Genomic DNA, 22,223 nt, shown 5'->3' with positions numbered 1-22,223 from the left:
AATCACCCCCATGACGTTCAATCCGACGCTGTGGCGCGAAGTGGCAGGGTTCGAGAACCTGACCGATATCACCTACCACCGCCATATCGAGCAGGGCACGGTCCGGGTCGCCTTCGACCGGCCGGAGGTGCGCAACGCCTTCCGGCCGCATACGGTCGACGAACTCTATGCGGTCCTCGACCATGCCCGCACCACCGGCGACGTCGGCGCAGTCCTGCTCACCGGAAACGGTCCCAGCGCCAAGGACGGCGGCTGGGCCTTCTGCTCGGGCGGCGACCAGCGGATCCGCGGCCGCAGCGGCTACCAGTACGCCAGCGGCGATACCGCCGACACGGTCGACAAGGCCCGCGCCGGCCGGCTGCACATCCTGGAGGTACAGCGGCTCATCCGGTTCATGCCCAAAGTCGTGATCGCCCTGGTCAACGGCTGGGCGGCCGGCGGCGGCCACAGCCTGCACGTGGTCTGCGACCTGACGCTGGCCAGCCGCGAACACGCCCGGTTCAAACAAACCGACGCCGACGTCGGCAGTTTCGACGGCGGTTACGGCAGCGCCTACCTGGCCAAGCTGGTGGGCCAGAAATTCGCCCGCGAGATCTTCTTCCTCGGCCGCGCCTACACGGCCGCGGAAATGCACGCGATGGGCGCGGTCAACGCGGTCGTCGACCACGCGGAACTCGAGGATGTCGCCCTGGAATGGTCGGCGGCGATCAACGGGAAATCCCCCCAGGCCCAGCGCATGCTCAAATACGCCTTCAACCTCGCCGACGACGGTCTCGTCGGCCAGCAACTCTTCGCCGGCGAGGCCACCCGCATGGCCTATATGACCGACGAAGCCATCGAAGGCCGCGATTCGTTCCTGGAGAAGCGCGCCCCCGATTGGAGTCCCTACCCCTGGCACTTCTGATCGGGCGCCGGCGTGCGCCCGCGCTCGCGATTCTCCAGATGCCGCCCGAAGTCACGTAGATAGTCGCTGAACTCCGGACTGTCCAGGTACGCCTCGTACTGTCCGAGGCAGTCGTGGATCTCGGAGTTGTCCCCGGCGGCCAGGACATGACGGAGGTAGCCGACGATGACCTCCTTGTCCTCGACCCAGGCGGCGAGGCTCAGGGAGGTCCAGCGATCCAGACCGTCGAACCGGTAACACCCGAACACTTCTTCGGAGTCGGCGCTCATGATCGCCGCGAGTTCCTCCTCGTCACGGGGCTGACGGAACACGAATTCGCGGTAGTGGTGGTCGTACGCCACGTTCTCGGGTGCGCTCAACCGCCCGGTCGCGCAGGTATCGCTCGACACAGTCCAGATAATGCCCGGAACCGTCAGGAATGCCCGGGTGTCCCAGTCGTCCAGCGGATGGTCGATCTTGCCGAGGAGCCAGTCCTTCGCGCTCGGATGCCAATTACGCAACGGGGCGCGCAGGGCGACGGTCCGGATCTCTCGGCGGTCGGGCAAGTAGAGCGTCACAAGATCGATTGTCTCGAAGCGCGCGAATCCGGGGCGGATCCCGCGCCGACTGCCGGGCCGCCCCTACACTCGCTCAGGGTGGATATCCTCAGCAGCCGGGTCATTCTGCGCCCGCGGGACTACGCGACAACCCTGGCGTTCTACCGCGACTCCCTGGGTCTGGCGGTGTTCCGGGAGTACCCCGGCGGAACAGTGTTCTTCGCGGGACAGTCGTTGATCGAGGTCGCGGGCCACGGCGGCGCGGATACCGCCCCCCGGGGGTTCGCGGGGGCGATCTGGTTGCAGGTTCGCGATCTCGGGGCCGTCGCGGTCGAGCTGACGTTGCGCGGAGTGGCGATCGACCGGGCGCCGGTCATCGAACCGTGGGGATTGATCGAGATGTGGCTGACCGATCCCGACGGTGTTCCGATCGTGCTGGTGGAGATACCCGAAGAACATCCGTTGCGGCGCGACAACCGCTGACCGGGAGCGGCCGGGTTTCCTGCCGGGTTGCCAACCCCCGGCCCGCCGGGCGACGATACGATCGGATGGCCGCCCGATCACCGACGCCCGGTGCGACCCCTTCGTACCGTCCGTCGAGTGAATCGCAGCCCCATGCCTGGCCCAGCCCAATCCGATAGTCCGGCTCCGGCGCCCTGTCCCGGCAGCGCGGACCCCTGCCTGCCGTGTCCGCGCGGACATGACACCATCGCTGCCGTGAGCGAGCACGACGAGCGAATCACGACCTTCCGGCGAGCCGGGGACAAGGCGCGGCCGTGAGCAAAACCTTGCGTACTCTGCCCATTCCCACCGGCAGCGGTGTCAGCGACGTCCTTCCGCATCTGCGGCAGGTGCTGGACGGCAGCGGATCGGCGGCGTGGCTGCCGGTACCGACCAGTGATCGTCGCGAGGCCCGGCGGCTGGGCGACGCGCTCGCCCCGGGGGAACCGATCGACGACGGTATCGCGCTGGTCGTCACCACCTCGGGGACGACCGGGGTGCCGAAGGGCGCCATGCTCACCGCCTCCGCCCTCCGGGCCAGCGGCGACGCGACCCATGAGCGGCTCGGCGGTCCGGGCAGCTGGCTGCTGGCCCTGCCGACCCACCATATCGCCGGTCTCCAGGTCCTCCTGCGCTCGCTGCTGGCCGGCACCGAACCCACCGTGGTCGATGTGTCCGGCGGTTTCCTGCCCGAGGCTCTCGCGGGAGCCGTCGCCGGGATGCGCGGCGAACGCCGCTACACCTCGCTGGTGCCGACCCAGCTCATCAAGGTCCTCGAGGCGCCCGCCGCGACCGCGGCGCTCGCGGAACTGGACGCGGTACTCATCGGCGGCGCCGCCACTCCGGCCCCGGTGTACGAGCGGGCCCGCGACGCGGGGATCAATATCGTGCGCACCTACGGGATGAGCGAGACCTGCGGTGGCTGCGTCTACGACGGGGTCCCGCTGACGGGCGCCCGGATCCGGATCGACAACGGCCGCATCGTGCTGGGCGGCGATATGGTCGCGGCGGGCTACCGCAATATGCCCGAGCATCCGGCATTCGCCGAACCGGGCTGGTTCCGCACCGACGACGCCGGTGAGTTCGCCGACGGCGTACTGCGGGTCCGGGGCCGGCTGGACGAAGCGATCAGCACCGGCGGCCTGCTGGTGATCCCGCAGGTTGTCGAGGCGGTCCTCGCGACGCATCCGGCGGTCGCGGAATGCGTGGTACTGGGCCTGCCCGACGAACGGCTGGGCCAGCGGGTCGCGGTGGCCGTGGTGCCCGCGCCGGGGACCACGCCCACCCTCGACGTGCTGCGCGACCATGTCCTCGCCGAACTCGACGCGGTGGCCGTACCACGCGACCTGACGCTCGTCGACGAGATCCCGCTGCTGGGCCCGGGTAAACCCGACCGCGCCGAACTGCGCAGAACACTGCTCGCGGGCTCGGCGTCCTGACCCGCGGGCCCGGGTCCGGCGTCAGGGTTCGTCGTCGGCGTAGGAGCCGTCGTAGTCGTCACCCAGCGGGACCGGGATGGCCTGTTCGGCCATATCGACCGGATCTGCCTCGTAGGTGTCCCGGGTGCCCGGCGCCGATACGGTTTCGCCCGGGACGGCGTGGTCGTCCGGAACCGAGCGGGGGTCGATATCGCTGTACGGGGCATCGTCGGGATAGGCCGGAACCGCCTGTTCGGCACGATCCGCTTCGGGCACCTCTTCGAAGGCACCGGGCTCGACCGTGCGGGGCAGCTTGCGCTGGGCCATCGTGGCTCCTCTCCTCCGGGTACGCCTCGGTGGGCGACTTACCCACCGAGAGGAAGATCAGTCCAACGTTGTCGAGAATGCCCGCACCCGCCCGATCAGGCAAGTGACCTAGGCTTCGGTGATGGCTACCGCAGCACAATGGATCGAGGGCGCCCGGCCCCGCACACTGCCGAACGCTATCGCCCCCGTCCTGGCCGGTACCGGCGCCGCCGCCGCGATCGACGGCGCGGTGTGGGGGAAGGCGCTGCTGGCGCTCGGTGTTTCGATGGCGCTGATCATCGGGGTCAACTTCGCCAACGACTATTCCGACGGTATCCGCGGTACCGACGACGACCGGGTGGGCCCACTGCGGTTGGTCGGCTCCGGCCTGGCCACCCCCGCCGCCGTTCGCGGGGCTGCCGTGGCCTGTCTGGCCGTCGGGGCGGTTCTGGGCCTGATCCTGGCCGCGCTGTCGGCGTGGTGGCTGGTATCGGTCGGCGCGGTCTGCCTGGCCGGCGCCTGGTTCTACACCGGCGGCAGCAAACCCTACGGCTACAGCGGATTCGGCGAGGTCGCCGTTTTCGTCTTCTTCGGCCTGATCGCGGTGCTCGGCACCCAGTTCGTCCAGGCCGGGCGCATCGATTGGGCCGGAGTGGCCCTCGCGGTCGGGGTGGGATCGTTCTCCAGCGGGGTGCTGGTGGCCAACAATCTGCGGGATATCCCCACCGACTCCGAAACGGGTAAGACGACTCTCGCGGTGAAACTCGGCGATACCCGGACCCGCACGCTGCATCTGGTGCTGATGGTCGTCCCGTTCGTCCTGACCCTGGTGCTGGTCGCGCGCACCCCCTGGGCCCTGGCCGGGCTGCTCGCCGCACCGCTGGCGGTCCGCGCGAACACTCCGGTCCGCGCGGACCGTTCCGGTCTGGAGCTGATCCCCGCACTGCGTGATTCGGGCCTGGCCCTGCTGGCCTGGTCCGCGCTCAGCGCGGTCGCCCTCTGGCTCGGCGCCTGACCCCGCTCGGCCCACGGCGGCGAAGGTCCGCCGGCCGCGGGTTCGCTCAGTCCCCGTCGGGGAGAATGATTCCGAGCGCCCAGTTCACGATGGTGATGATGATCGCGCCGAGCAAGGCCGCCCAGAACCCGTCGATCCGCAGGCCGTAATCGGTGGCCTCGGTGATCCAGGCGGTGAGCCACAGCATCAGGGCGTTGATGACCAGCAGGAACAAACCCAGGGTCACGATCACCAGGGGCAGCGACAGGAGCTGCACGAGCGGTTTGACGAAGGCGTTCACCACGGTGAACACCACCGCCACCGCGAGCAGGACGACGATCTTGGCACCGTTGCCCTGATCCGGTGGGGAGAAGACCTCGATGCCGCCGACCCATAGGGCGGCCAGCCAGATAGCGAATGCGGTGCCGATCAACCGGAGCAGAAGCTGCATGACTCATGCTAAGCACACGGCGCCCGGTCGCGGCGGATCCGCCGGTAATTCGCGCTGGGGCAGGGTGTCCGCGCCCGGGCGGGCCGCCGTCAGGCCGCCCGGTCCAGGAGCACGTGGACCTGTGCCCGTAGTCCGTCGATCCGGTCGGTACCGCCGAGGATCCCGGTGGTGACCGTATTGGGCGCACGGAGCACCGCCAGCAGGATATGACCGGTTTCGATCGTCTTGTCCTTGCGGGCCAGCGCCTCCCGTAGCGAGAGCTCGATAACCTTCTTGGCGCCGGAGTCGAACGGAATATGCCCGAACAACCCACCCCGGCGCTCCTTGGACTCCCGCGCCGGCTGCGCGCGGTCGAGCGCGTCGGCGCCGAAGGTCGCCTCCAGGCTTTCGCGGACGGCGTCCAGGTCGATACCGATGGAGCGCAGCGCCTCGGCGTCCTCGGGGCCGAGCGGCCATCCGCTCGCCTCCTCGGTGAGTTCGTGCCACGCCGCGGATCCGGTCACCCCGTTCTCCTCCAGTAGCGCCCGGAGCCGGGGCTCGCCCTCTTCGAGCAGCGCGAGCAGCAGATGCTCGACGCGGATCTCCGGCGCGTGCAGGGCGCGCGCCTGCTCCTGCGCGGCGACCACCACCGAGCGGGCGCTCTTGGCGAATCTCTCGAACATCTACCGACCCCTGTCTTTCCGGTTGTATTTCTGATGGACCGCCTGCTTGCTGACCTCCAGCGCGTCGGCGATGGCCTGCCAGGACCAGCCCTGGTTCCGGGCGTTGGCCACCTGGATCGCCTCCAGTCGTTCGAGCAGTCTGCGCAGCGCCAGAACGGCCCGTAGCCCGACCGAGGGGTCGGGACTACCCGCCGCCGCGGCGAGTGTCGTCGCTTCTGTCATACGTCAATTTTGATTGACACTCGGCGCAATGTCAACAAAAATTGACGACACCGCCCCGCAATCGCCGTGCAAGAGCGATGCAAGACCCGGAGAGGACCGTGAATCCCATGACGAATCACGTATCAGCGGCCGCCCTCGCCGTCGAGGCCACCGACCTGGTCAAGGTGTTCGGCACCCAGCGGGCCGTCGACGGAGTGAGCCTGGCCGTGCCGCAGGGCACGGTCTTCGGCGTCCTCGGACCCAACGGCGCCGGCAAGACCACCACTATCCGCATGCTGGCCACCCTGCTGCGTCCCGACGGCGGCAGCGCGCGGGTCTTCGGCCACGATGTGGTCCGCGTACCCTCCACCGTCCGCTCCCTCATCGGGGTGACCGGCCAGTACGCCTCGGTGGACGAAGACCTGACCGCCACCGAGAACCTGATGGTCTTCTCCCGGCTGCTCGGACTGAGCCGGACCGCGGCCCGGCGCCGGACCGCGGAACTGCTGGAGGAGTTCGCCCTCACCGATGCCGCCGACAAAGCCCTGAAGAACTTCTCCGGCGGTATGCGCCGCCGGCTGGACCTCGCGGCCGGTCTCATCGCGACCCCGCCGCTGCTGTTCCTCGACGAACCCACCACCGGCCTGGACCCGCGCACCCGCGCCCAGATGTGGGAAACCATCCGCGGCCTGGTGCGACGCGGTACCACGGTGCTGCTCACCACCCAGTACCTGGACGAAGCCGATCAGCTGGCCGACCGCATCGCGGTGATCGACCACGGCCGGGTGATCGCCGACGGCACCGCCGACGAGCTCAAATCCTCGATCGGCGGATCCTCACTGCACCTGACCCTGGCCGACCGCTCGCAGCTCGACCCCGCCCGCCGGGTACTGGCCGAGGTGCTCGGCACCGAACCGCAGGCGACCCCGGAGGCCGGCCGGCTCACCGCCGCCCTGCCGGACGCGGGCCACACCACCGACCTGCTCATCGGACTGCGCGAACGCGGTATCGCCGTGGAAGAGATCAGCGTGAGCCGGCCCAGCCTCGACGAGGTCTTCCTCACCCTCACCGGCCACCCGGCCGATACCGAACCCGATACCGACCCCGAACGGACCGCAGCATGACCACGACCCTCACCGCCCCCGCGCCCGCCGCGGCCGGGCCGATCCCCCGTCCCGCCGACCGCATAGGTCTGCGCCGGACCGTCGAGAACACCCTGACCATGGCCTACCGCGGCCTGCTCAAGATCAAGCACAATCCCGAGCAGTTGTTCGACGTGGTGATCCAGCCGATCATCTTCACCCTGATGTTCACCTACATCTTCGGCGGTGCCATCTCCGGCGATGTGCACAGCTATCTGCCGGTGATCATCCCCGGCATCCTGGTGCAGACCGTGGTGATGACCTCGGTCGTCACCGGTGTGCAGCTCAAGGAGGATATGGAGAAGGGCGTTTTCGACCGCTTCAAATCCCTGCCCATAGCCCGGATCTCGGCGCTGTCGGGCGCGCTCACCGCCGATATGGTGCGCTACGGGATCGCCTCGATCCTGACGCTGGTGATGGGCCTGATCATGGGCTTCCGTCCCGATCCGGCCGGGGTCGTGGCGGCGATCCTGCTCGTGGTGGTCTGCTCGTTCGCGACCAGCTGGATCTGGGCGTTCTTCGGCGTGATCGCCAACAAGGCCGCCGCGGTCCAGGGTTATTCGATGATGGTCATGTTCCCGCTGACCTTCGCCTCCCCGGCCTTCGTCCCCAAGGAGACCATGCCGGGCTGGCTGCAGGCGTTCATCGACGTGAACCCGGTCTCGCATCTGGTGTGGGCCTGCCGGGATCTGATGAACAACGGGCACGCCGGTATGCACGTGGTGTGGTCGCTGGTCGGCGCGGCGGCGATCATCGCCGTCTTCGCCCCGCTCACCGTCCGCGCCTATATGCGCCGGGCCTGAGCGCGCGCGGGTCCGCGCGCGGCCACTTCCGCCAGCAGTTCCACGATCCGCGCACCGGCGCGACCGCGGTGGTGCCGTTCCACCACCGGCCACGCCGATCCCAGCCGCGGACGCCACAGATCGTGATGGCGTTGCCACCGCATCACGGGAAAATCCTGCCGGGGCACGACCGCGGGCGCCAGCGCGAGCAGCTGCGCTCCGCGGCTGTCCCGTTCGTCCAATGCCAGCAGCGCCGAACCGAGCGCGCAGGCGACCGTCCCGATCCGGGGCAGGTCCGGTACCTGCTCGAGCGGGTTCGCCGTGAAGACCGCGACAGACGGCACGACATCGGCGACCAGATCCACCCGCCCGGCCAGAACGTGCGCGGCCAGGTTCGCCGAACACATCAGCAGGGTCCCCGGCCCGGGTGCGGATTCCCGGAACGGCCAGCCCATCAGTTCCAGAGCCCGCCGGAAATGCCGCAGCCCGGAGTCGGTATCGCCCTCGGCGAGTTCGACTTCCGCCAGCGCCGCCGCGATCATCGCCAGCCGGTGGTTGAACCGGACGCCGGGGTCATCGATGAGATCCGTTCCCCGCGTACCCGACCCGGACAGTCCCAGCGCCGAGCCGATCTCCCGGCGCGCCCGGGCCGTCTCCCCCAGACCGGCCAGCGAAACCGCCAGATACGAGTGCACCTCCAGGCTCTCCTCATAGGCGTGGATCCGGCGCAGCGACTCGGCCGCGCTTTCGTAGTGCGCCACCGATTCCCGGTAATGCCCGGTCTGCCCGGCAAGGGAGCCCAGATGCTGCGCGACCATCCCCCGGCTCCAGACCTCCGCTCGGCCGTACAACTCGGCTGCCGCCAGCCCGTCGCGCTGTGAGCCGTGGATACGGCCCATGTTCTCCCACATGTTCGCGCGAGCCACCAGTGCGATCGCCCGGGTCGCGGTATCGGCCGACCGCACACCGCGCGCCAGCAGCCGCGCCAATCCGGCGCCACGGGCCGGGCACACGAGCATCTGTCCCTGGAACCGGAACGCCTCGCTCATCCCGGTCTCGGCGCGCAGCAGCGCGCGCACGCGCACCCTGATCCGCGCCAGCTCCCGCAGGTTCCGGTTCATGAACGCCATATGCAGGGCGATCAGGGCGTGCCCGAGCAATTCCAGTTCGGCGTAGACCCCGTACGGCCGCGCCGGTGGCACGATCTCGGACAGCCGGGGAATCCAGCTCATGAATTCCATATGCGCGCCGTGGACCACCCAGCGCATGGCGACCACCGGGAACACCGCGTACACGGTTTCGCGATCCGCGTCCGCCGAGGCCCGGCGCAGTACGGCCACCAGGTTGTCCAGTTCGACCGCCACCCGCAGCGCGGGTTCGAGCTGGTCGCCGCCGCGCACCTCCGCGGCGACCGCCACCGCGAATTCGCGTGCCCAGCAGGCCATCCGCGCATCCACCAGTTCGGCTTCCGGTCCGGCGTCGCCGGCCTCGACGAGCTGCTGTTCGCCGAATTCCCGGACCGTTTCCAGCATCCGGTAGCGGACCTGCGGCCACGGGTCGTCACCCTCGGCCTCCGCTTCGACGACGGTGAGCAGCGATTGCGCCACCAGTCCGTCCACAGCGGCCGAGATATCGCCCACCTCCGCACCGCCGGCCACCGTCTCGGCGGCCGCCAGGGTGAAACCCGCCGGGAAGCGGCACATCCGGCGCAGCGTGATCCGCTGTGCCGGTTCGAGCAGATTCCAGCTCCACGCGATCACCGCGTGCAGGGTGCGATGCCGTTCCGGTGAGGTGCGGTCGCCGGTGCGCAGCAGGGCGAATCGCTGATCGAGGCGCCGTTCGATATCTTCGACGCTCATCGTCCGGACCCGGGCCGCGGCCAGCTCGATCGCCAGCGGCAGTCCGTCCAGCTTGTGGCACAGCCGGGCGACGACCTCCATATCCAGCCGCACCGAAGGCCGCACCGCGCGGGCCCGGGCGGTGAACAGATCGGTGGCGGGAGATCCGGTGGGGTCGATGGCCAGCGGGGCCAGCGGATAGACGGTCTCGGCGGTGATGGCCAGCGGGCTGCGGCTGGTAGTGAGCACGACCAGCTGCGGACAGCTACCCACCAGATCGGCCACCGCCGCCGCGGCCGCGTCGATCAGATGCTCACAGTTGTCCAGCACCAGCAGCATCGGGCGGGCCGACAGCGCGTCACGCAGCCGCCGCGCGGAATCCGGGCGGGGCCGCGAAGGCGGCAACCCACGCTCGCGTCCGGCCTCGCCGAGGCCCATCGCCGTGCCGATCGCGGTCTCGATCTCGAGCGCCCCGCCGGACCGGCCGGACCCCGGACGCAGCGAGGCCAGCTCCACCAGCACCACCGGCAGTTCCGCCGCGACCCGCATCCCGATCGCGTTGGCCAGCCGGGTCTTTCCGGCGCCCCCCGGCCCCAGCACGGTGACAACCCGCGATTCCCGCAGCAGCCGGGCCAGTTCGGCGAGATCGTCATCGCGCCCGAGTAGCGCGTTCGGCGCCGCGCGCACCCCCACCGCCGCGGCGACCGGCGGATTCGCCGGCGGCCGGACGGGGCTCTGCTGCCCACCGGCCTCGAACCGCCCGCGCAGGATGGCCGTATTCAGCTCGGTGACCGCGACTCCGGGATCGGTGCCCAGCTCGGTGGCGAGACCCGTACGAAGAGTCGCGAAGACGTCGAGCGCCTCGTTGGCCCGCCCGGCGGTCGCGAGCAACCGCATGAGGGTGCGGGCGGTCGTCTCGTCCAGGGGCCGGGCCCGCATCCGGGCGCGGCCCAGCGCTATCGCGCCCTCGAGGTCGCCGAGCGCCTCCCGCGCGGCCAGGTCGATATCGTCGAGCGCCTCGGCGTGCTCGGCGGCCAGACCGGCGAGTTCGTCGGCCAGCGGGCCGGCGGGCATATCCGCGCCCGGTTCACCGGACCACAGCGCCCGCGCCCGTGCCACGGCGGCCAGCCCCGCACCCGGTTCGCCGCGCTGCAGGTGCGCCCGCGCCTGCCGGACCAGTTCGGCCACCGCGGTCAGATCCACCTGGCCGGGACGCAGCGCCAGCCGGTAACCACCCGGCCCGGCCTCCAACGCCCCGTCGGGCAGCGCGGCACGCAACCGGGAGACCTGCGTATGCAACGCGTTCATCGGCGCCCGCGGCGGGTCCTCGCCCCAGACGTCCTCGATCAGGGCCGCCGCGGTGCGGGTCCGGCCCGGGCGCAACGCCAGCGCCACCAGCAGCGAGCGGGCCCGGGCGCCCGGAACCGCCACCAGTTCGGTCTCGCGGCGCAGCGCGATCCGACCCAGCACGGCGACGACGAGCGACTCGCCCGCCGACACCGGATTCAGAAGAGAGGGGCCGTCCGAGCGGCCCGGATCGCGCTCCATACCGCAGCCATCGTATGCGCTGCGCACCGCTTCCAGGCGATCGCCGCCGCGCGGCGGACCCGGCCGGGCGGCGGGCCTCAGGCGTTCCAGCGCCCGGTGGCGAGGAATTCGTCGAGGACGGCGGTCGGGGTGTTCAGGTCCCAGCCCTGGCCGTCGATCCACTCGTCGCTGAAATACGTGCCCGCGTAACGCTCGCCGCCGTCGCAGAGCAGGGTGACCACGCTGCCGCTGCGCCCGGCGGCGAGCATTTCCGCGATCAGCGCGCAGGCGCCCCAGAAATTGGTACCGGTGGATCCGCCGACCCGCCGGCCCAGCCCGCGGCTCGCGAACCGGGCGGCGGCGATCGAAGCCGGATCCGGGACCTGGAGCATGCGATCCACCACCTCCGGCACGAACGACGGTTCCATCCGCGGCCGCCCGATCCCTTCGATCCGCGACGGCATACCCGTCGCGTAATCCCGGGCCCCGGTCTCGTACGCCCCGAAGAACGCCGAATTGTCGGGGTCCACCACGGCCAGCCGGGTGCGGTGCCGGCGGTAGCGCAGATAGCGCCCGATGGTCGCGCTGGTGCCGCCGGTACCGGCGCCCACCACGATCCATTCCGGCACCGGATGGGTTTCCAGCCGCAGCTGGTCGAAGATCGACTCGGCGATATTGTTGTTGCCCCGCCAGTCGGTAGCGCGTTCGGCGTTGGTGAACTGGTCGAGATAGTGCCCACCGCATTCCGCGGCCAGCCGCGCCGCCTCGGTGTACATATCCGGCGGTCGCCGCACGAAGTGGCACCGGCCGCCCTGCGCCTCGATGAGCGCGATCTTCTGCGGTGAGGTGGAGGCCGGCACCACCGCCACGAAATCGAGACCGAGCAGCTGGGCGAAATACGCCTCGCTCACCGCGGTCGACCCCGAGGACGCCTCCACGATCGTGGTGCCCTCGGTGATCCAGCCGTTGCACAGGGCGTACAGGAACAGCGAGCGGGCCAGCCGGTGTTTCAGGCTGCCGGTGATATGGGTGGATTCGTCCTTGAGGTACAGCTGCACGTTCCAGTCGGCGGGTAAGGGATAACGCAGCAGATGGGTGTCGGCGCTGCGCTGGGCGTCGGCATCGATGAGCCGCACCGCCTCGTCGGCCCAGTCGCGCGGATTACCACGGGTGCAGGATCTCACTCCCGGCCGCCGTCGTCCGATCCCTTCGGGCCGGATTCCCGCTCCGTGGTCGGCGCCGTGTCCTTACCGGTATCCGTGCGGGCCGCCGCGTCGTCCTCGCCCCGCAGCCGGGCCCGTAACTGGGCCTTGTCCCGGCGGCGGCCTTCGTCGACCGCCGCGATATCGGAGTTCACCCGAACCCGCAGGCTCTTGAAGAGCGTGAGCGACAGCGGCATGGCGATCACGAGCGCGAACAACACCGCCACCAGCAGCGGCACCTCCACGCCGACCACCCGGGCCCCGACCATGATCACCACCGTGAGTACGGCGACGAGCGCCAGCCGCGCCAGCGTGTAGAGCGCCAGGTTGCCGGCGAGCCGGCGACCCGGCGACGCCCCGGGCCGGGGGGTGGTCTGTTCCTCGGATGGGTTCGCGTCACTCACCTGACCAGCGTAAGCGACTCCGTTCAGGGGTCACCCGGGTGTATCCGTTTTGTCCATTACTTCCCCTTTACCAACAGTAGGTGGTTCGAGTACCCGGGCATCTCGGTGCCACTATGTCGGAATCCGATGAGAAAACGTGACGAAACAGAAAGGTTTGCCATGACCGCGATTGCCGTCGGGGCCCAGGAGAACCTGCTGACCCCCGGCCAGGTTGCCGCCCTGTTCCACGTGGACCCCAAGACCGTCACCCGCTGGGCACATGCGGGACGGCTCGGCTCCCTGCGCACCCCGGGCGGCCATCGCCGGTTCCGCGAATCCGAGGTGATGCGGTTGCTCGAATCGCTCACCACCGAGGCGACCGTGCACGGCTGAGGCCGGACACGACACGCAATCACGAAGTGAACCGCCCCGGCCGCCCGCGGCCGGGGATCGGCGCCTTCGGCCCCGGTCGACGGCCGGAATCACCGGCCGGCGGCCCCGAGGGTTAACCTCGATAGAGGAGGTGAGCCACGTGATCTACCTGTTGGCACTCGTCGCGATCGTGGTGATCGCGGTGCTGTGCTGGAAGGCGTTCGGCCCCGGGCGCCCGGCCGCCCCGGGAACGGGGCGTAATCGCGTCGTGGGCCCCGATGACGACCCCGAATTCCTCTGGCGAATCTCACGTCAGCGGAATCACCGGGACGGCGATTCGGAATCCACCGAACCTTGATCGCCGGGCCCGGATAACGCCGTTGTCCGGGCCATTATCCGGCGCACACCGGCCGCGATCTAATCGGCGGTGCTGTCGACCTGCGGCAGCCCTTCCACCGCCCGCAATTTATCGGCCACCCCGGCGAGGCGGTCGAGCGCTTCGGCGGGTAAACCCACCGCGGTACGGACCAGTCTGACCAGGGAGTCGGGCTCCAAACCGCAGATCAGCGCCTCGTTCGTGACCTCCGAGGTGTGGCAATTCACCTCGCCGCCCGTATCCGAACTGAAATTCTTCGAATCCACTGCCGCTCTCCTCGCTGTTCGACGCGTTTTACCGCGTGGTGGAGGGGAAATGACCGGTCTCGCCCGATTCAACGCATCGAGGCACAAACAGTTCAGCTATTACTCGGACCGAACAATAGCAACTGCGCATTGCGGGGGCATAACGATCATTGCGACGATGGAAATACCGCGCCGGATCAGGTCAATCCGGAGTAGCTGTGCAGGCCGGAGACCACCAGGTTGATGATGAAAAGGTTGAACAGCATCGCCACGAATCCGGCGACATTGATCCACGCCGCGCGAGTGTCGCGCCAGCCCGAGGTGGCGCGCGCGTGCAGATACGCGGCGTAGAGCACCCAGGCGATGAACGAACAGGTCTCCTTGGGGTCCCAGCCCCAGAACCGGCCCCAGGCCGCCTCGGCCCAGATCGCGCCGAGGATGACCCCCGCGCCGAACAGCGGGAAGCCGATGATCGTGGTGCGGTAGGCCAGCCGGTCCAGGGTGCGGGCGTCCGGCAGCCGGCGCGCGATCGCGCCCAGCACATTCCCCGATTCCGCTCCCTCGGGCTGGCGCAGCCGGTACAGGAACAGCAGGCTCGCGATACCGGAGACCAGGAACACGCCGCTGCCGATACTCACGATGGTCACGTGCAGGGGCAGCCAGAACGACCGCAGCGCGGGAACCACCGGCGCCGCGTCGGCGTAGAGCACGGTGCCCGCGAGGAACATCAGAACCAGCAGGGGGACCAACAGGAAGGCCCACATCCCCCGGTACCGCTCGTCGCGCATGAAGACGAGTCCGACCACGGCCGCGGTCGCGGTGGCCATGGCGACGAACTCGTACATATTGCCGAGCGGGAAGCGGCCGGTCGCGAAACCGCGCAGCACGATCGAGGCGATATGCAGCCCCACGGCCACGAACAGAACCGAGAAGGCGATATTGCCCAGCCGTTGCGACAGCGGCGGCCGGGGTGTCTCGTCGATCCGGCCGGGGGTACCGCTACCGGCGACGACGCCGCCCGCCGGGACCAGTTCGCGTTCGCTGACCTGTTTGGCGCGCGCCGAGGCGTACTGCACGATCAGTAGCACCAGCACCAGCGCGTACACGACTGCCGACGTTTCGTAGGCGAGGTCGCTGTAGCCGGCGAGAGTGGCGTCGATCGGCATCATTCATCTCCCGTGTTCATACCCGGTCGTCCGGCGCGTCCAGCAGGCGGTCCCGGAGGCGATCGAACTCCGATCCCCAGCCCGCCTGGTCGGTGCGGGCCAGCCCGCCCATCTCTACTACGACGCGTCGTTGGTCCACGGTACCCTCCGGGGTGACCCGCAGCCAGACCCGCCTCCGGGAAATCAGCAGCGAGACCAGCAGCCCGCCCATCATCACCAGCGCGCTCACCAGCACCCACTGCTGCGCCGGATCATGCGAGACCTGGATATTGGCGAATTCCTCCGCCCCGTCGAATCGCACCTTCGTGCCGTTGGGCAGCGTGGTCGACTCGCCCGGCCGCAGATTCACCCGGGCCTCCTTGGTGAGCCGGCCCTGACGCACCATCTCCTGGTCCAGCGCGAAGATCGACTGCGGCCGGCCGGTGTCCAGACCGGTGTCACCGCGGTAGACGTCCACCGCGACGGCGGGATCGGTCATCCCCGGATACACCGAGGTCATCAGGGTGCCGTGGAAACTCGCCGTCGGCGCGAACAGGCCCTCGATCGCGATCTGGTTCTGCCGCCGCTCGGTATCGTTCGAATACATCCCGCCGGGCGGATCGACCCGCAGCACACCGCTGGACAGGAAGGTCTGCATATCGTTGGGCTGCCACTGCACGGTCTCGGTGCGGGTCTCGCCGTTCGGGAAGGTCACCGTGAAGGTCGGCGCGTAACCGTGGCCCTGGAGATAGACGCGATCGCCCTCGACGCGCAGCGGATGATTCACCTTGATGGTGGTGTCGCGCCAGGTGCCCGACTCCAGATCCGCACCCGCCTGATACGCGATATCGGAGGTGAACATCTCGGCCTGGCCGTTGTCCAGGTAGTCGGCGCGGAAGTTCTTCACCCGCACGCACATGGGGGTCATACCGGTGCCGTCGTTGACATTGCCGGCCCGGAACGAATCGAACACCGCCGGCGAAGTGGTGCAGAAGCCCGGCCCGTTGTTCGCGATGACGATGACATTGCCCTCGTAGCCGAACAGCTTCCCGGCCGCGATCGCCACCAGCAGCCCTACCAGGGCCAGATGGAATACGAGATTGCCCAGCTCGCGGGTGTAACCCTTCTCCGCGGAGAGCGTCATCTCCCCGTCGCGCTCACCCGGGCGGACCTCGGTGCGCCAGCCGCGCAACCGGGCCCGCGCCTGCTCGACGACATCCTCGGGTGTTCCGTCCATCTCGCCGCGATGGTGATGCGGCAGCCGGGCCAGATTCCGCGGCACCCGCACCGGCGGCGTCCGCAGCGCCCGGTAGTGGTCCACGGTGCGCGGCAGGATGCAGCCCACCAGCGAGATGAACAGCAGCACATAGATCGCGGTGAACCAGAAACTGGAGAACACGTCGAACAGTTCGAGACGGTCCATCCATTCGCCCAGTACCGGGCGGTCCTCGATGTACTGGAGAACCTTCTGCTCGTTGAGGCTCCGCTGCGGGAGCAGCGCGCCCGGAATCGCGGCCAGCGCCAGCAGGAACAGCAGCACCAGCGCGGTACGCATACTGGTGAGCCCGCGCCAGCCGTTGCGGAGCACCGCGCGGGCACGGCCGAGCGGGGACTGCCGGGGCGGTAGAACCGGGGGCGCCTCGGGACGGTCTGTCACGGTCATATCGGCAGTGTCACCTCGGCGACGAAGCCGTCCCGCACCCAGCCGACGAACTGATCCCAGGCTCCGGTCACCAGCGCGACCCCCACCGCGACCAGCAGGATTCCGCCGATCACCTGAATCGTGCGCGAATTGCGCCGCAACCATCCGACACCGCGCAGCGCCCCGGCCGAACCGAAGGCCAGCACCACGAACGGCAAACCCAGGCCGAGGCAGTAGGCCACGATCAACGCGACCCCGCGCGCCGCCGTGGTGCCTTCCGTTCCGGCCGCGACCGCCATCACCCCGGACAGGGTCGGCCCGAGGCACGGGGTCCAGCCGAGGGCGAACACCGCGCCCAGCAGCGGCGCGCCCGCGATACCGGCCAGCCGCCGCGGCTCCATGCGGGTATCGCGCTGCAGCGCGGGAATGAGGCCGATGAACGCCAGGCCCATCACGATGGTGACCACACCGCCCAGCCGCTGCAGCAGTTCACGATTGACGTTCAGGGTCTGGATCAGCCCGAAAACCGTGGCGGTGGCCAGTACGAACACCACCGTGAACCCGGCGACGAACAGCCCGGCCGCACCCGCGACCCGCAACCGCCCGGAATCCGCGGCCCTATCGGGAACCGCCGTATCGGCCGCGGCGGGTTCGGTCAGTACCGCCGTCGCGCCGCCTCGCACCGGTTCCGCGGCCCGATCCCGCCGGGCCTGCTCGACGGTCACCGGTGGCGCCTGCGCACCCACCAGACCCGCCAGGTAGGACAGATAACCCGGCACCAGCGGCACCACACACGGTGACGCGAACGACACCAGTCCGGCCAGCAGGCAGGCGCCGAGGGCCAACAGCAGCGGGCCCGTGGCCGCTGTCTGCTGAAATGACTCCCCCACTCCTGCCAGTACCGTCAACGCGAACTACGCTCCGAGTCCGGTTCGGTGTTCGCGCGCCGGTCGTCACCGCGGCCACCCGGCGCGGTCGATCCCCGGCCGTTCGACGGCCGCGAATTCGACACCCGCCGATCGCTGCCGGGCGTGGTCGCGGGCTGTAGCTCCCACGAACCCAGTGACGATTTCACCAGGACCTCGGCACGAACCCCGCGCGGCGGGCGGTTCGCCCCGTACCGGCGTACGCCTCGGGACCGAAGGCTTCTCATGATGCTCCCTCCGCGGCGATGCGCTGCACCACCGGCATTAGATCTTCGACGAGTAGGGCGCGCAGGAAAACCGCCGCCACCCGGTGGTCCCGATCCAGCACCAATGTGGTGGGAATAACGCTGGTCGGGAAATTTCCACCGAGCGCCAGCAGCGTGCGCATCGACGGGTCGTAGATCGACGGATAACCGATATGGTTGTCGACCACGAAATCACGGGCTTTGTCCTGCTGGAAATCGCGGACATTGATCCCGAGGAAAGCGACCCCGAGATCTTTGGTCTGTTCGTAGACCTGTTCGAGCGCGGGCGCTTCGGCACGACACGGGCCGCACCACTGCCCCCACAAATTCACCACGACCACCTGGCCGGGGAAATCATCCACCGAAATCGTCTCGCCGTCCTCGGACATGAGGTCCGGGCCCGATAATTTCCCGATGGTTCCCCGCGCGGACGGCGGATCGTAGAAGATATCGGTCTGTCCGCCGGGCGAGACGAATTCGAAGGTCCCACCGGTGGCGACCGCGTCGGATCCGGTGGAACAGGCGGACATAACCGCCACGCACAACAGAGCGGCGAGCGCCGGTAACAACCGGCCCCCGGGCGCCGAGGCGACTCGTCTCATGCTGTGACATCTGCGCATGAGCGCGAGCCCTCCGTGGTCACGCTCCGCTACCGCCTCCGGGCTCGGCGCGCTCATGCGCCGTGCACCGTCGGGTCCGAACCGCCCGCGGGCTCCGAGTAGACGATGTCGACCAGGGTGTCACCCCGGTACACCAGCGAGGTCAGCGAGGCCAGACCGCACTGCCGGGAGCGGGGATCGTGCCAGAGCCGCTGCCCCTGCAGGAACCGCCGCAGCGTCCAGACCGGCAGCTGGTGGGAGACGAGCACCGCTTCCCGGCCCGCCGACTCCACCCGTGCCTTGTTCACCGCGGCCAGCATCCGGTGCGCGATCTGCAGATAGGGTTCGCCCCACGACGGAGTGAACGGGTCCCGCAGTTTCCACCAGTGGCGTGGTTTGCGCAGCGCGCCGTCACCCACCGACACCCGCAGGCCCTCGAAGGTGTTCCCGGCCTCGATGAGGTTCTCGTCGGTGCGCACGGTGAGCCCGTGCCGGCTCGCGATCGGGTCCGCGGTCTCCTGCGCCCGCTGCAGCGGCGAGGCGATGACCATGGCGATATCGTGATCGGCCAGCGACCGCGCCACCGCGCCCGCCTGGGCGCGCCCGGAGACCGACAACCCGAACCCCGGCAGCCGTCCGTACAGGATTCCGCGCGGGTTGTGCACCTCACCGTGGCGCAGCACGTGCACGATGGTTTCGACCGATTCGGCCTCGGCCGCACCGTCGCCCGGCATGGGCGGGGTCGCGAGGACCTCGTCGGCGGGGTCGGCGGCCGGAACCGGTTCGCTTCGGTCTTCCGGTTCGGCGGCGGCGTTCTCGTGCTCGGGCCGGCTCACGCGCCGGCTCCCTCGGGTACCGCACTCGCGGCCGCTTCGGCGGCGGCGGGCAGGGCGGCGGCTATCCGGTCGAAGGCCGCGTCGTCGAGCGCCGCGGAGACGAACCAGGCCTCGAACGCGCTGGGCGGAGCGTAGACCCCGGCGTCCAGCAGGGCATGGAAGAAGGCCGGATAGCGCCACGTCTGGGTGGCTTTGACCGTGGTGTAGTCGAGTACCGGAGTATCGGCGAAGAACACGCTCACCATATTGCCCGCGAATTGCACCCGGTGCGCTACCCCCGCGCCGGTGAGCGCCTCGGTGAGCAGAATGCCGAGCCGTTCGCTGTTGCGATCCAGCGCCGCGTACACCTCGTCGTCGGCGGCGTGCAGGGTGGCGATTCCGGCCGCCACCGCCACCGGGTTACCCGACAGCGTGCCCGCCTGGTACACCGGGCCCAGCGGGGCCAGCCGGTCCATGACCTCGGCCCGGCCGCCGAACGCCGCCGCGGGCAGGCCGCCGCTCATGACCTTGCCGTAGGTATAGAGGTCGGCGGCCACCGGTTCCAGCCCGTACCAGCCCGAACGGCTCACCCGGAAGCCGGTCATCACTTCGTCCATGATGAGCAGCGCACCGTGGTCGGTGGTGATCCGCCGCAGTCCGGCGTTGAAATCCGGCAGCGGCGCCACCGCGCCCATATTTCCGGCGGCGGCCTCGGTGATCACCGCGGCGATCTCACCGGGATGCGCTTCGAACGCGGCGCGGACGGCGTCGAGGTCGTTGTACGGGAGCACGATCGTATCGGCGGCCTGCGCCCCCGTGACCCCCGGCGAGTTCGGCAGCGCGAAGGTCGCGACACCCGAGCCCGCCTCCGCGAGCAGGGCGTCCACATGTCCGTGATAGCAGCCCGCGAACTTGATGATCTTGGTGCGTCCGGTGTAGCCGCGCGCCAGCCGGACCGCGCTCATGGTGGCCTCGGTGCCCGAGTTCACCAGCCGCACCTTCTGCACCGGCGCCACCCGCTCGACGATCAGCTCGGCCAGTTCCACCTCGGAAGCCGTAGGCGCCCCGAAGGACAGCCCCGATCCGGCGACCCGGCGGACCGCCTCGACCACCGCGGGGTGGGCGTGCCCGAGAATCATCGGGCCCCACGAGCAGACCAGATCGATGAAATCGTTGCCGTCGGCGTCGGTCAGATGGCAGCCGTTCGCCGATGTGATGAACCGCGGCGTGCCCCCCACCGAACCGAAGGCACGCACCGGGGAATTGACCCCACCGGGAACAACCGCTTCGGCTCGCTGGAAAAGCTGACTGGAGGCCGGCACCGCCGTACCGGCCACGCGCAGAGAACTCACGGTCTCCAGTTTGGCAGCCTCCTCCGGGAGGGTCCGCACAGGGTGGCGCATACGTGATATATACCGCCGGTTCGACACGTCCCGAGCCAAATACTGCAGGCCGGCGGCCCGAGTGCGTACTGTCATCTCAATCGGAAAATTCTGCGAACCACCGGCCGGGGAGGTCGTCTTGCGTATTGCCATCAGTGGTGCGGCTCTGTCACTGGCCTCGGTCGCGTTCGGCGTCCTCGCCACCTGCCTCGGAGCCGGTACCGCCGCCGCGGCCGAGCCGGTGGTGGACCCCGACAACGGCCGGGCCGGAGTCCGGCTCAGCCACCAGGAGACCGAGGCGCTGGCCGCCGGGCCGATCCCGGCCCTGGTCGACCATGTCGTCCCGCCCTCGCGTATCGGCGCCGGGCTGAACAGCGAGACCCGCCTCTACCGTGACGAACAGGGCGGCGTCCACGCGTCCCTGCGTCAGGTGATCCTCGAATCGGCCGATAACAACGGCTCGGTCCTCGTGTTCTTCCACGCACCGGGGGCGGCGCACGGCCGGGTCTTCGATATCTATCAGCAGTGGGGCTGAAATGTTGGAGCAGCTCCGCTGCTCGAGGTTCGGCCTTCTGAGCGCCTGCTGTCGGCCCTCGAGACTCGTGGCTACGCCACATGCGCTTCGAGGGCCGACAGCAGGCGCGGGCCGAACTCTTTCGGGGGGTCGCGCTTCGGGGCTGCTTTTACGGGCGCCGCAGTACGCGCGTGGTGGCGTCGATGATTGCTACCCCGGAGCCTGCGACCAGCACGGTGGCCAGGAATAACCAGGGGCCCACGTAGCGGGTGGCGGTGTAGGCCGGGACGTCGCCGGTCGCGGGGAAATCGGTATCGCGGACGCCGAGTTGCCAGCAGAGCACGGCCAGGGCGAGCGCGACCAACGCCGCAGCGAGGTCGATGGCCGGGACGACGAACGAGCGGTTCACGGATCTCCTCGGATCGGGCGGTCGGTGTGCTATCCGATGCTGCCCGCGCGGGAGCCGATAATCAATCGTCGCGACCGGTGTCGGAATCGCCGGCGGGCTCATCCGTCCCCGCGCCGGCGGGCCGGTCGATCAGCTCGGTGAGCGCCGCGCGTAGCGCGCGATGATCCTTGGCCCAGGTTCGTACCAGTTCGCCGTCGGTGCGGCGCAGGCCGATCGCGGTGCGCCGGCGCGGCACTCCGGTGAGTTCGCCGAGGGCGCGGCCGTCCTCCCAGGGTTCGTCGGAATCGACCGGCAACACCGCGGCGATCGAGGCGACGGTGGTGTTCTCGGGGCCGTTACGCAGGAAGCGATCGGTGAGTTCGACGCTGACGTGGGTCCGGGCGGCGTACACCTGCAGCACCGCGAACGACGCGATCAACGCGGCGCAGAACAGCAGCGCGAACCAGTGCACGGTGGCGCCCGCCGCGATCTCCACGGCGAGCAACAGGAAACAGACGATCGGCCCGTAGGCCACGGCCCGCCAGCGCGCACCCGGCTCGGAGAACAGGATCTCCCCGGATTCCGTGGCGGTTCCGGCCTGCTCAGCCATCGATTTCCGAGGTGGCGACGACACGCACCCGGATCAACCGACGATGCTGGGAATCAACAGAACCGCGACGGTGAGGACACCGAACAGAATCAACAGGCTCAGTACGAGCATGTCCCG

The 22,223-nt window shown here is 69.4% G+C and carries 26 protein-coding genes; 9 read left to right on the top strand and 17 right to left on the bottom strand.

Going from position 1 to position 22,223, the window contains the following annotated elements; all coding sequences use genetic code 11:
• Positions 1-10: 10 nt before the first annotated feature.
• A complete protein-coding gene (locus ACZ6SF_RS12070) occupies positions 11-904 on the top strand; it encodes a 1,4-dihydroxy-2-naphthoyl-CoA synthase (RefSeq protein ID WP_466062073.1) in 894 nt (297 codons plus the stop codon).
• Here ACZ6SF_RS12070 and ACZ6SF_RS12065 read toward each other — a convergent pair.
• Complete coding sequence (locus ACZ6SF_RS12065) at positions 886-1,461, bottom strand: hypothetical protein (RefSeq protein WP_466062072.1); 576 nt, start codon at positions 1,459-1,461, stop codon at positions 886-888. The two genes, ACZ6SF_RS12070 and ACZ6SF_RS12065, sit on opposite strands and share 19 nt — an antisense overlap.
• Positions 1,462-1,539: 78 nt before the next feature.
• On the opposite strand from ACZ6SF_RS12065, the gene ACZ6SF_RS12060 reads away from it, so the two are divergent.
• Together ACZ6SF_RS12060 and menE are read left to right on the top strand one after the other, a co-directional pair.
• Positions 1,540-1,923, top strand: coding sequence for a VOC family protein (locus tag ACZ6SF_RS12060; protein WP_466062071.1), 384 nt, complete (start codon positions 1,540-1,542; stop codon positions 1,921-1,923).
• Between the two features lie 293 nt (positions 1,924-2,216).
• Positions 2,217-3,380, top strand: coding sequence for an o-succinylbenzoate--CoA ligase (menE, locus tag ACZ6SF_RS12055; RefSeq protein ID WP_466062070.1), 1,164 nt, complete (start codon positions 2,217-2,219; stop codon positions 3,378-3,380).
• Positions 3,381-3,401: 21 nt separating this feature from the next.
• Here the strand turns inward: menE and ACZ6SF_RS12050 are convergent, their stop codons facing one another.
• Positions 3,402-3,686: a hypothetical protein gene (locus tag ACZ6SF_RS12050; RefSeq protein ID WP_466062069.1), complete on the bottom strand. Its 285-nt coding sequence runs from the start codon at positions 3,684-3,686 to the stop codon at positions 3,402-3,404.
• 121 nt (positions 3,687-3,807) lie between these two features.
• Here ACZ6SF_RS12050 and ACZ6SF_RS12045 point away from each other — a divergent pair, with 121 nt between their 5' ends.
• On the top strand, positions 3,808-4,680 hold the full coding sequence (locus ACZ6SF_RS12045) for a 1,4-dihydroxy-2-naphthoate polyprenyltransferase (RefSeq protein ID WP_466062068.1): 873 nt from the start codon (positions 3,808-3,810) through the stop codon (positions 4,678-4,680).
• A gap of 46 nt (positions 4,681-4,726) precedes the next feature.
• On the opposite strand, the gene ACZ6SF_RS12040 is transcribed toward ACZ6SF_RS12045, so the two are convergent.
• The 3 genes from ACZ6SF_RS12040 to ACZ6SF_RS12030 all read right to left on the bottom strand — a co-directional run bounded on the left by ACZ6SF_RS12040 (position 4,727) and on the right by ACZ6SF_RS12030 (position 5,994).
• Positions 4,727-5,110: a phage holin family protein gene (locus tag ACZ6SF_RS12040; RefSeq protein ID WP_466062067.1), complete on the bottom strand. Its 384-nt coding sequence runs from the start codon at positions 5,108-5,110 to the stop codon at positions 4,727-4,729.
• 89 nt (positions 5,111-5,199) lie between these two features.
• The gene (locus ACZ6SF_RS12035) at positions 5,200-5,772 is read right to left on the bottom strand and encodes a Clp protease N-terminal domain-containing protein (protein WP_466062066.1); all 573 of its coding nucleotides are present in this window, start codon (positions 5,770-5,772) and stop codon (positions 5,200-5,202) included.
• Entirely contained in the window at positions 5,773-5,994 is a 222-nt protein-coding gene (locus ACZ6SF_RS12030; protein ID WP_466062065.1) for a helix-turn-helix domain-containing protein, read from the bottom strand. It lies immediately after the preceding gene.
• Between the two features lie 107 nt (positions 5,995-6,101).
• Between ACZ6SF_RS12030 and ACZ6SF_RS12025 the strand changes: the two genes are divergently transcribed.
• Positions 6,102-7,097, top strand: coding sequence for an ATP-binding cassette domain-containing protein (locus tag ACZ6SF_RS12025; protein WP_466062064.1), 996 nt, complete (start codon positions 6,102-6,104; stop codon positions 7,095-7,097).
• Entirely contained in the window at positions 7,094-7,918 is an 825-nt protein-coding gene (locus tag ACZ6SF_RS12020) for an ABC transporter permease (protein WP_466062063.1), read from the top strand. Before ACZ6SF_RS12025 ends, ACZ6SF_RS12020 begins: the two co-directional genes overlap by 4 nt.
• Here ACZ6SF_RS12020 and ACZ6SF_RS12015 read toward each other — a convergent pair.
• The 3 genes from ACZ6SF_RS12015 to ACZ6SF_RS12005 all read right to left on the bottom strand — a co-directional run bounded on the left by ACZ6SF_RS12015 (position 7,900) and on the right by ACZ6SF_RS12005 (position 12,868).
• A complete protein-coding gene (locus tag ACZ6SF_RS12015; protein WP_466062062.1) occupies positions 7,900-11,283 on the bottom strand; it encodes an AfsR/SARP family transcriptional regulator in 3,384 nt (1,127 codons plus the stop codon). The two genes, ACZ6SF_RS12020 and ACZ6SF_RS12015, sit on opposite strands and share 19 nt — an antisense overlap.
• Positions 11,284-11,360: 77 nt before the next feature.
• Positions 11,361-12,446 (bottom strand): L-cysteine desulfhydrase Cds1, encoded by a 1,086-nt coding sequence (gene cds1, locus ACZ6SF_RS12010; RefSeq protein ID WP_466062061.1) that lies wholly within the window; start codon positions 12,444-12,446, stop codon positions 11,361-11,363.
• The gene (locus tag ACZ6SF_RS12005; RefSeq protein WP_466062060.1) at positions 12,443-12,868 is read right to left on the bottom strand and encodes a DUF4229 domain-containing protein; all 426 of its coding nucleotides are present in this window, start codon (positions 12,866-12,868) and stop codon (positions 12,443-12,445) included. The genes cds1 and ACZ6SF_RS12005 overlap by 4 nt, the downstream gene beginning before the upstream one ends.
• A 159-nt stretch (positions 12,869-13,027) precedes the next feature.
• On the opposite strand from ACZ6SF_RS12005, the gene ACZ6SF_RS12000 reads away from it, so the two are divergent.
• Together ACZ6SF_RS12000 and ACZ6SF_RS11995 are read left to right on the top strand one after the other, a co-directional pair.
• On the top strand, positions 13,028-13,240 hold the full coding sequence (locus ACZ6SF_RS12000) for a BldC family transcriptional regulator (protein WP_357425438.1): 213 nt from the start codon (positions 13,028-13,030) through the stop codon (positions 13,238-13,240).
• Positions 13,241-13,379: 139 nt separating this feature from the next.
• Positions 13,380-13,577, top strand: coding sequence for a hypothetical protein (locus ACZ6SF_RS11995; RefSeq protein ID WP_466062059.1), 198 nt, complete (start codon positions 13,380-13,382; stop codon positions 13,575-13,577).
• A gap of 59 nt (positions 13,578-13,636) precedes the next feature.
• Here the strand turns inward: ACZ6SF_RS11995 and ACZ6SF_RS11990 are convergent, their stop codons facing one another.
• The 7 genes from ACZ6SF_RS11990 to hemL form a co-directional block, all read right to left on the bottom strand.
• Positions 13,637-13,861 carry a hypothetical protein gene (locus ACZ6SF_RS11990; protein ID WP_466062058.1) on the bottom strand — a complete coding sequence of 75 codons (225 nt, stop codon included), beginning with the start codon at positions 13,859-13,861 and terminating at the stop codon, positions 13,637-13,639.
• A gap of 176 nt (positions 13,862-14,037) precedes the next feature.
• Positions 14,038-15,006 carry a c-type cytochrome biogenesis protein CcsB gene (gene ccsB / locus ACZ6SF_RS11985; RefSeq protein WP_466062271.1) on the bottom strand — a complete coding sequence of 323 codons (969 nt, stop codon included), beginning with the start codon at positions 15,004-15,006 and terminating at the stop codon, positions 14,038-14,040.
• A 16-nt stretch (positions 15,007-15,022) separates the two neighbouring features.
• The gene (resB, locus tag ACZ6SF_RS11980) at positions 15,023-16,648 is read right to left on the bottom strand and encodes a cytochrome c biogenesis protein ResB (RefSeq protein ID WP_466062057.1); all 1,626 of its coding nucleotides are present in this window, start codon (positions 16,646-16,648) and stop codon (positions 15,023-15,025) included.
• Entirely contained in the window at positions 16,645-17,535 is an 891-nt protein-coding gene (locus ACZ6SF_RS11975; RefSeq protein ID WP_466062056.1) for a cytochrome c biogenesis CcdA family protein, read from the bottom strand. Before ACZ6SF_RS11975 ends, resB begins: the two co-directional genes overlap by 4 nt.
• 241 nt (positions 17,536-17,776) lie before the next feature.
• A complete protein-coding gene (locus tag ACZ6SF_RS11970) occupies positions 17,777-18,328 on the bottom strand; it encodes a TlpA disulfide reductase family protein (RefSeq protein WP_466062270.1) in 552 nt (183 codons plus the stop codon).
• A gap of 143 nt (positions 18,329-18,471) precedes the next feature.
• Positions 18,472-19,131, bottom strand: a complete 660-nt coding sequence (locus ACZ6SF_RS11965; protein WP_466062269.1) for a histidine phosphatase family protein — start codon at positions 19,129-19,131, stop codon at positions 18,472-18,474.
• Between the two features lie 98 nt (positions 19,132-19,229).
• Positions 19,230-20,555, bottom strand: a complete 1,326-nt coding sequence (gene hemL, locus ACZ6SF_RS11960; RefSeq protein ID WP_466062268.1) for a glutamate-1-semialdehyde 2,1-aminomutase — start codon at positions 20,553-20,555, stop codon at positions 19,230-19,232.
• 178 nt (positions 20,556-20,733) lie between these two features.
• On the opposite strand from hemL, the gene ACZ6SF_RS11955 reads away from it, so the two are divergent.
• Positions 20,734-21,129, top strand: coding sequence for a hypothetical protein (locus ACZ6SF_RS11955; RefSeq protein WP_466062055.1), 396 nt, complete (start codon positions 20,734-20,736; stop codon positions 21,127-21,129).
• 148 nt (positions 21,130-21,277) lie between these two features.
• On the opposite strand, the gene ACZ6SF_RS11950 is transcribed toward ACZ6SF_RS11955, so the two are convergent.
• Entirely contained in the window at positions 21,278-21,517 is a 240-nt protein-coding gene (locus ACZ6SF_RS11950) for a hypothetical protein (RefSeq protein WP_466062054.1), read from the bottom strand.
• 61 nt (positions 21,518-21,578) lie between these two features.
• Positions 21,579-22,106: a hypothetical protein gene (locus ACZ6SF_RS11945; protein ID WP_466062053.1), complete on the bottom strand. Its 528-nt coding sequence runs from the start codon at positions 22,104-22,106 to the stop codon at positions 21,579-21,581.
• Between the last annotated feature and the right edge of the window lie 117 nt (positions 22,107-22,223).

This window comes from Nocardia sp. NPDC049935, from assembly GCF_055586645.1.
This window is presented reverse-complemented; position numbering and strand designations above follow the sequence as displayed.

Coding starts and splice junctions, on each gene's coding strand:
- ACZ6SF_RS12070 (WP_466062073.1), top strand. CDS start 11: ATGACGTTCAATCCGACGCTGTGGCGCGAAGTGGCAGGGTTCGAGAAC.
- ACZ6SF_RS12050 (WP_466062069.1), bottom strand. CDS start 3,686: ATGGCCCAGCGCAAGCTGCCCCGCACGGTCGAGCCCGGTGCCTTCGAA.
- ACZ6SF_RS12045 (WP_466062068.1), top strand. CDS start 3,808: ATGGCTACCGCAGCACAATGGATCGAGGGCGCCCGGCCCCGCACACTG.
- ACZ6SF_RS12040 (WP_466062067.1), bottom strand. CDS start 5,110: ATGCAGCTTCTGCTCCGGTTGATCGGCACCGCATTCGCTATCTGGCTG.
- ACZ6SF_RS12035 (WP_466062066.1), bottom strand. CDS start 5,772: ATGTTCGAGAGATTCGCCAAGAGCGCCCGCTCGGTGGTGGTCGCCGCG.
- ACZ6SF_RS12030 (WP_466062065.1), bottom strand. CDS start 5,994: ATGACAGAAGCGACGACACTCGCCGCGGCGGCGGGTAGTCCCGACCCC.
- ACZ6SF_RS12025 (WP_466062064.1), top strand. CDS start 6,102: ATGACGAATCACGTATCAGCGGCCGCCCTCGCCGTCGAGGCCACCGAC.
- ACZ6SF_RS12020 (WP_466062063.1), top strand. CDS start 7,094: ATGACCACGACCCTCACCGCCCCCGCGCCCGCCGCGGCCGGGCCGATC.
- ACZ6SF_RS12015 (WP_466062062.1), bottom strand. CDS start 11,283: ATGGAGCGCGATCCGGGCCGCTCGGACGGCCCCTCTCTTCTGAATCCG.
- ACZ6SF_RS12000 (WP_357425438.1), top strand. CDS start 13,028: ATGACCGCGATTGCCGTCGGGGCCCAGGAGAACCTGCTGACCCCCGGC.
- ccsB (WP_466062271.1), bottom strand. CDS start 15,006: ATGCCGATCGACGCCACTCTCGCCGGCTACAGCGACCTCGCCTACGAA.
- resB (WP_466062057.1), bottom strand. CDS start 16,648: ATGACCGTGACAGACCGTCCCGAGGCGCCCCCGGTTCTACCGCCCCGG.
- ACZ6SF_RS11970 (WP_466062270.1), bottom strand. CDS start 18,328: ATGTCCGCCTGTTCCACCGGATCCGACGCGGTCGCCACCGGTGGGACC.
- ACZ6SF_RS11965 (WP_466062269.1), bottom strand. CDS start 19,131: ATGCCGGGCGACGGTGCGGCCGAGGCCGAATCGGTCGAAACCATCGTG.
- ACZ6SF_RS11945 (WP_466062053.1), bottom strand. CDS start 22,106: ATGGCTGAGCAGGCCGGAACCGCCACGGAATCCGGGGAGATCCTGTTC.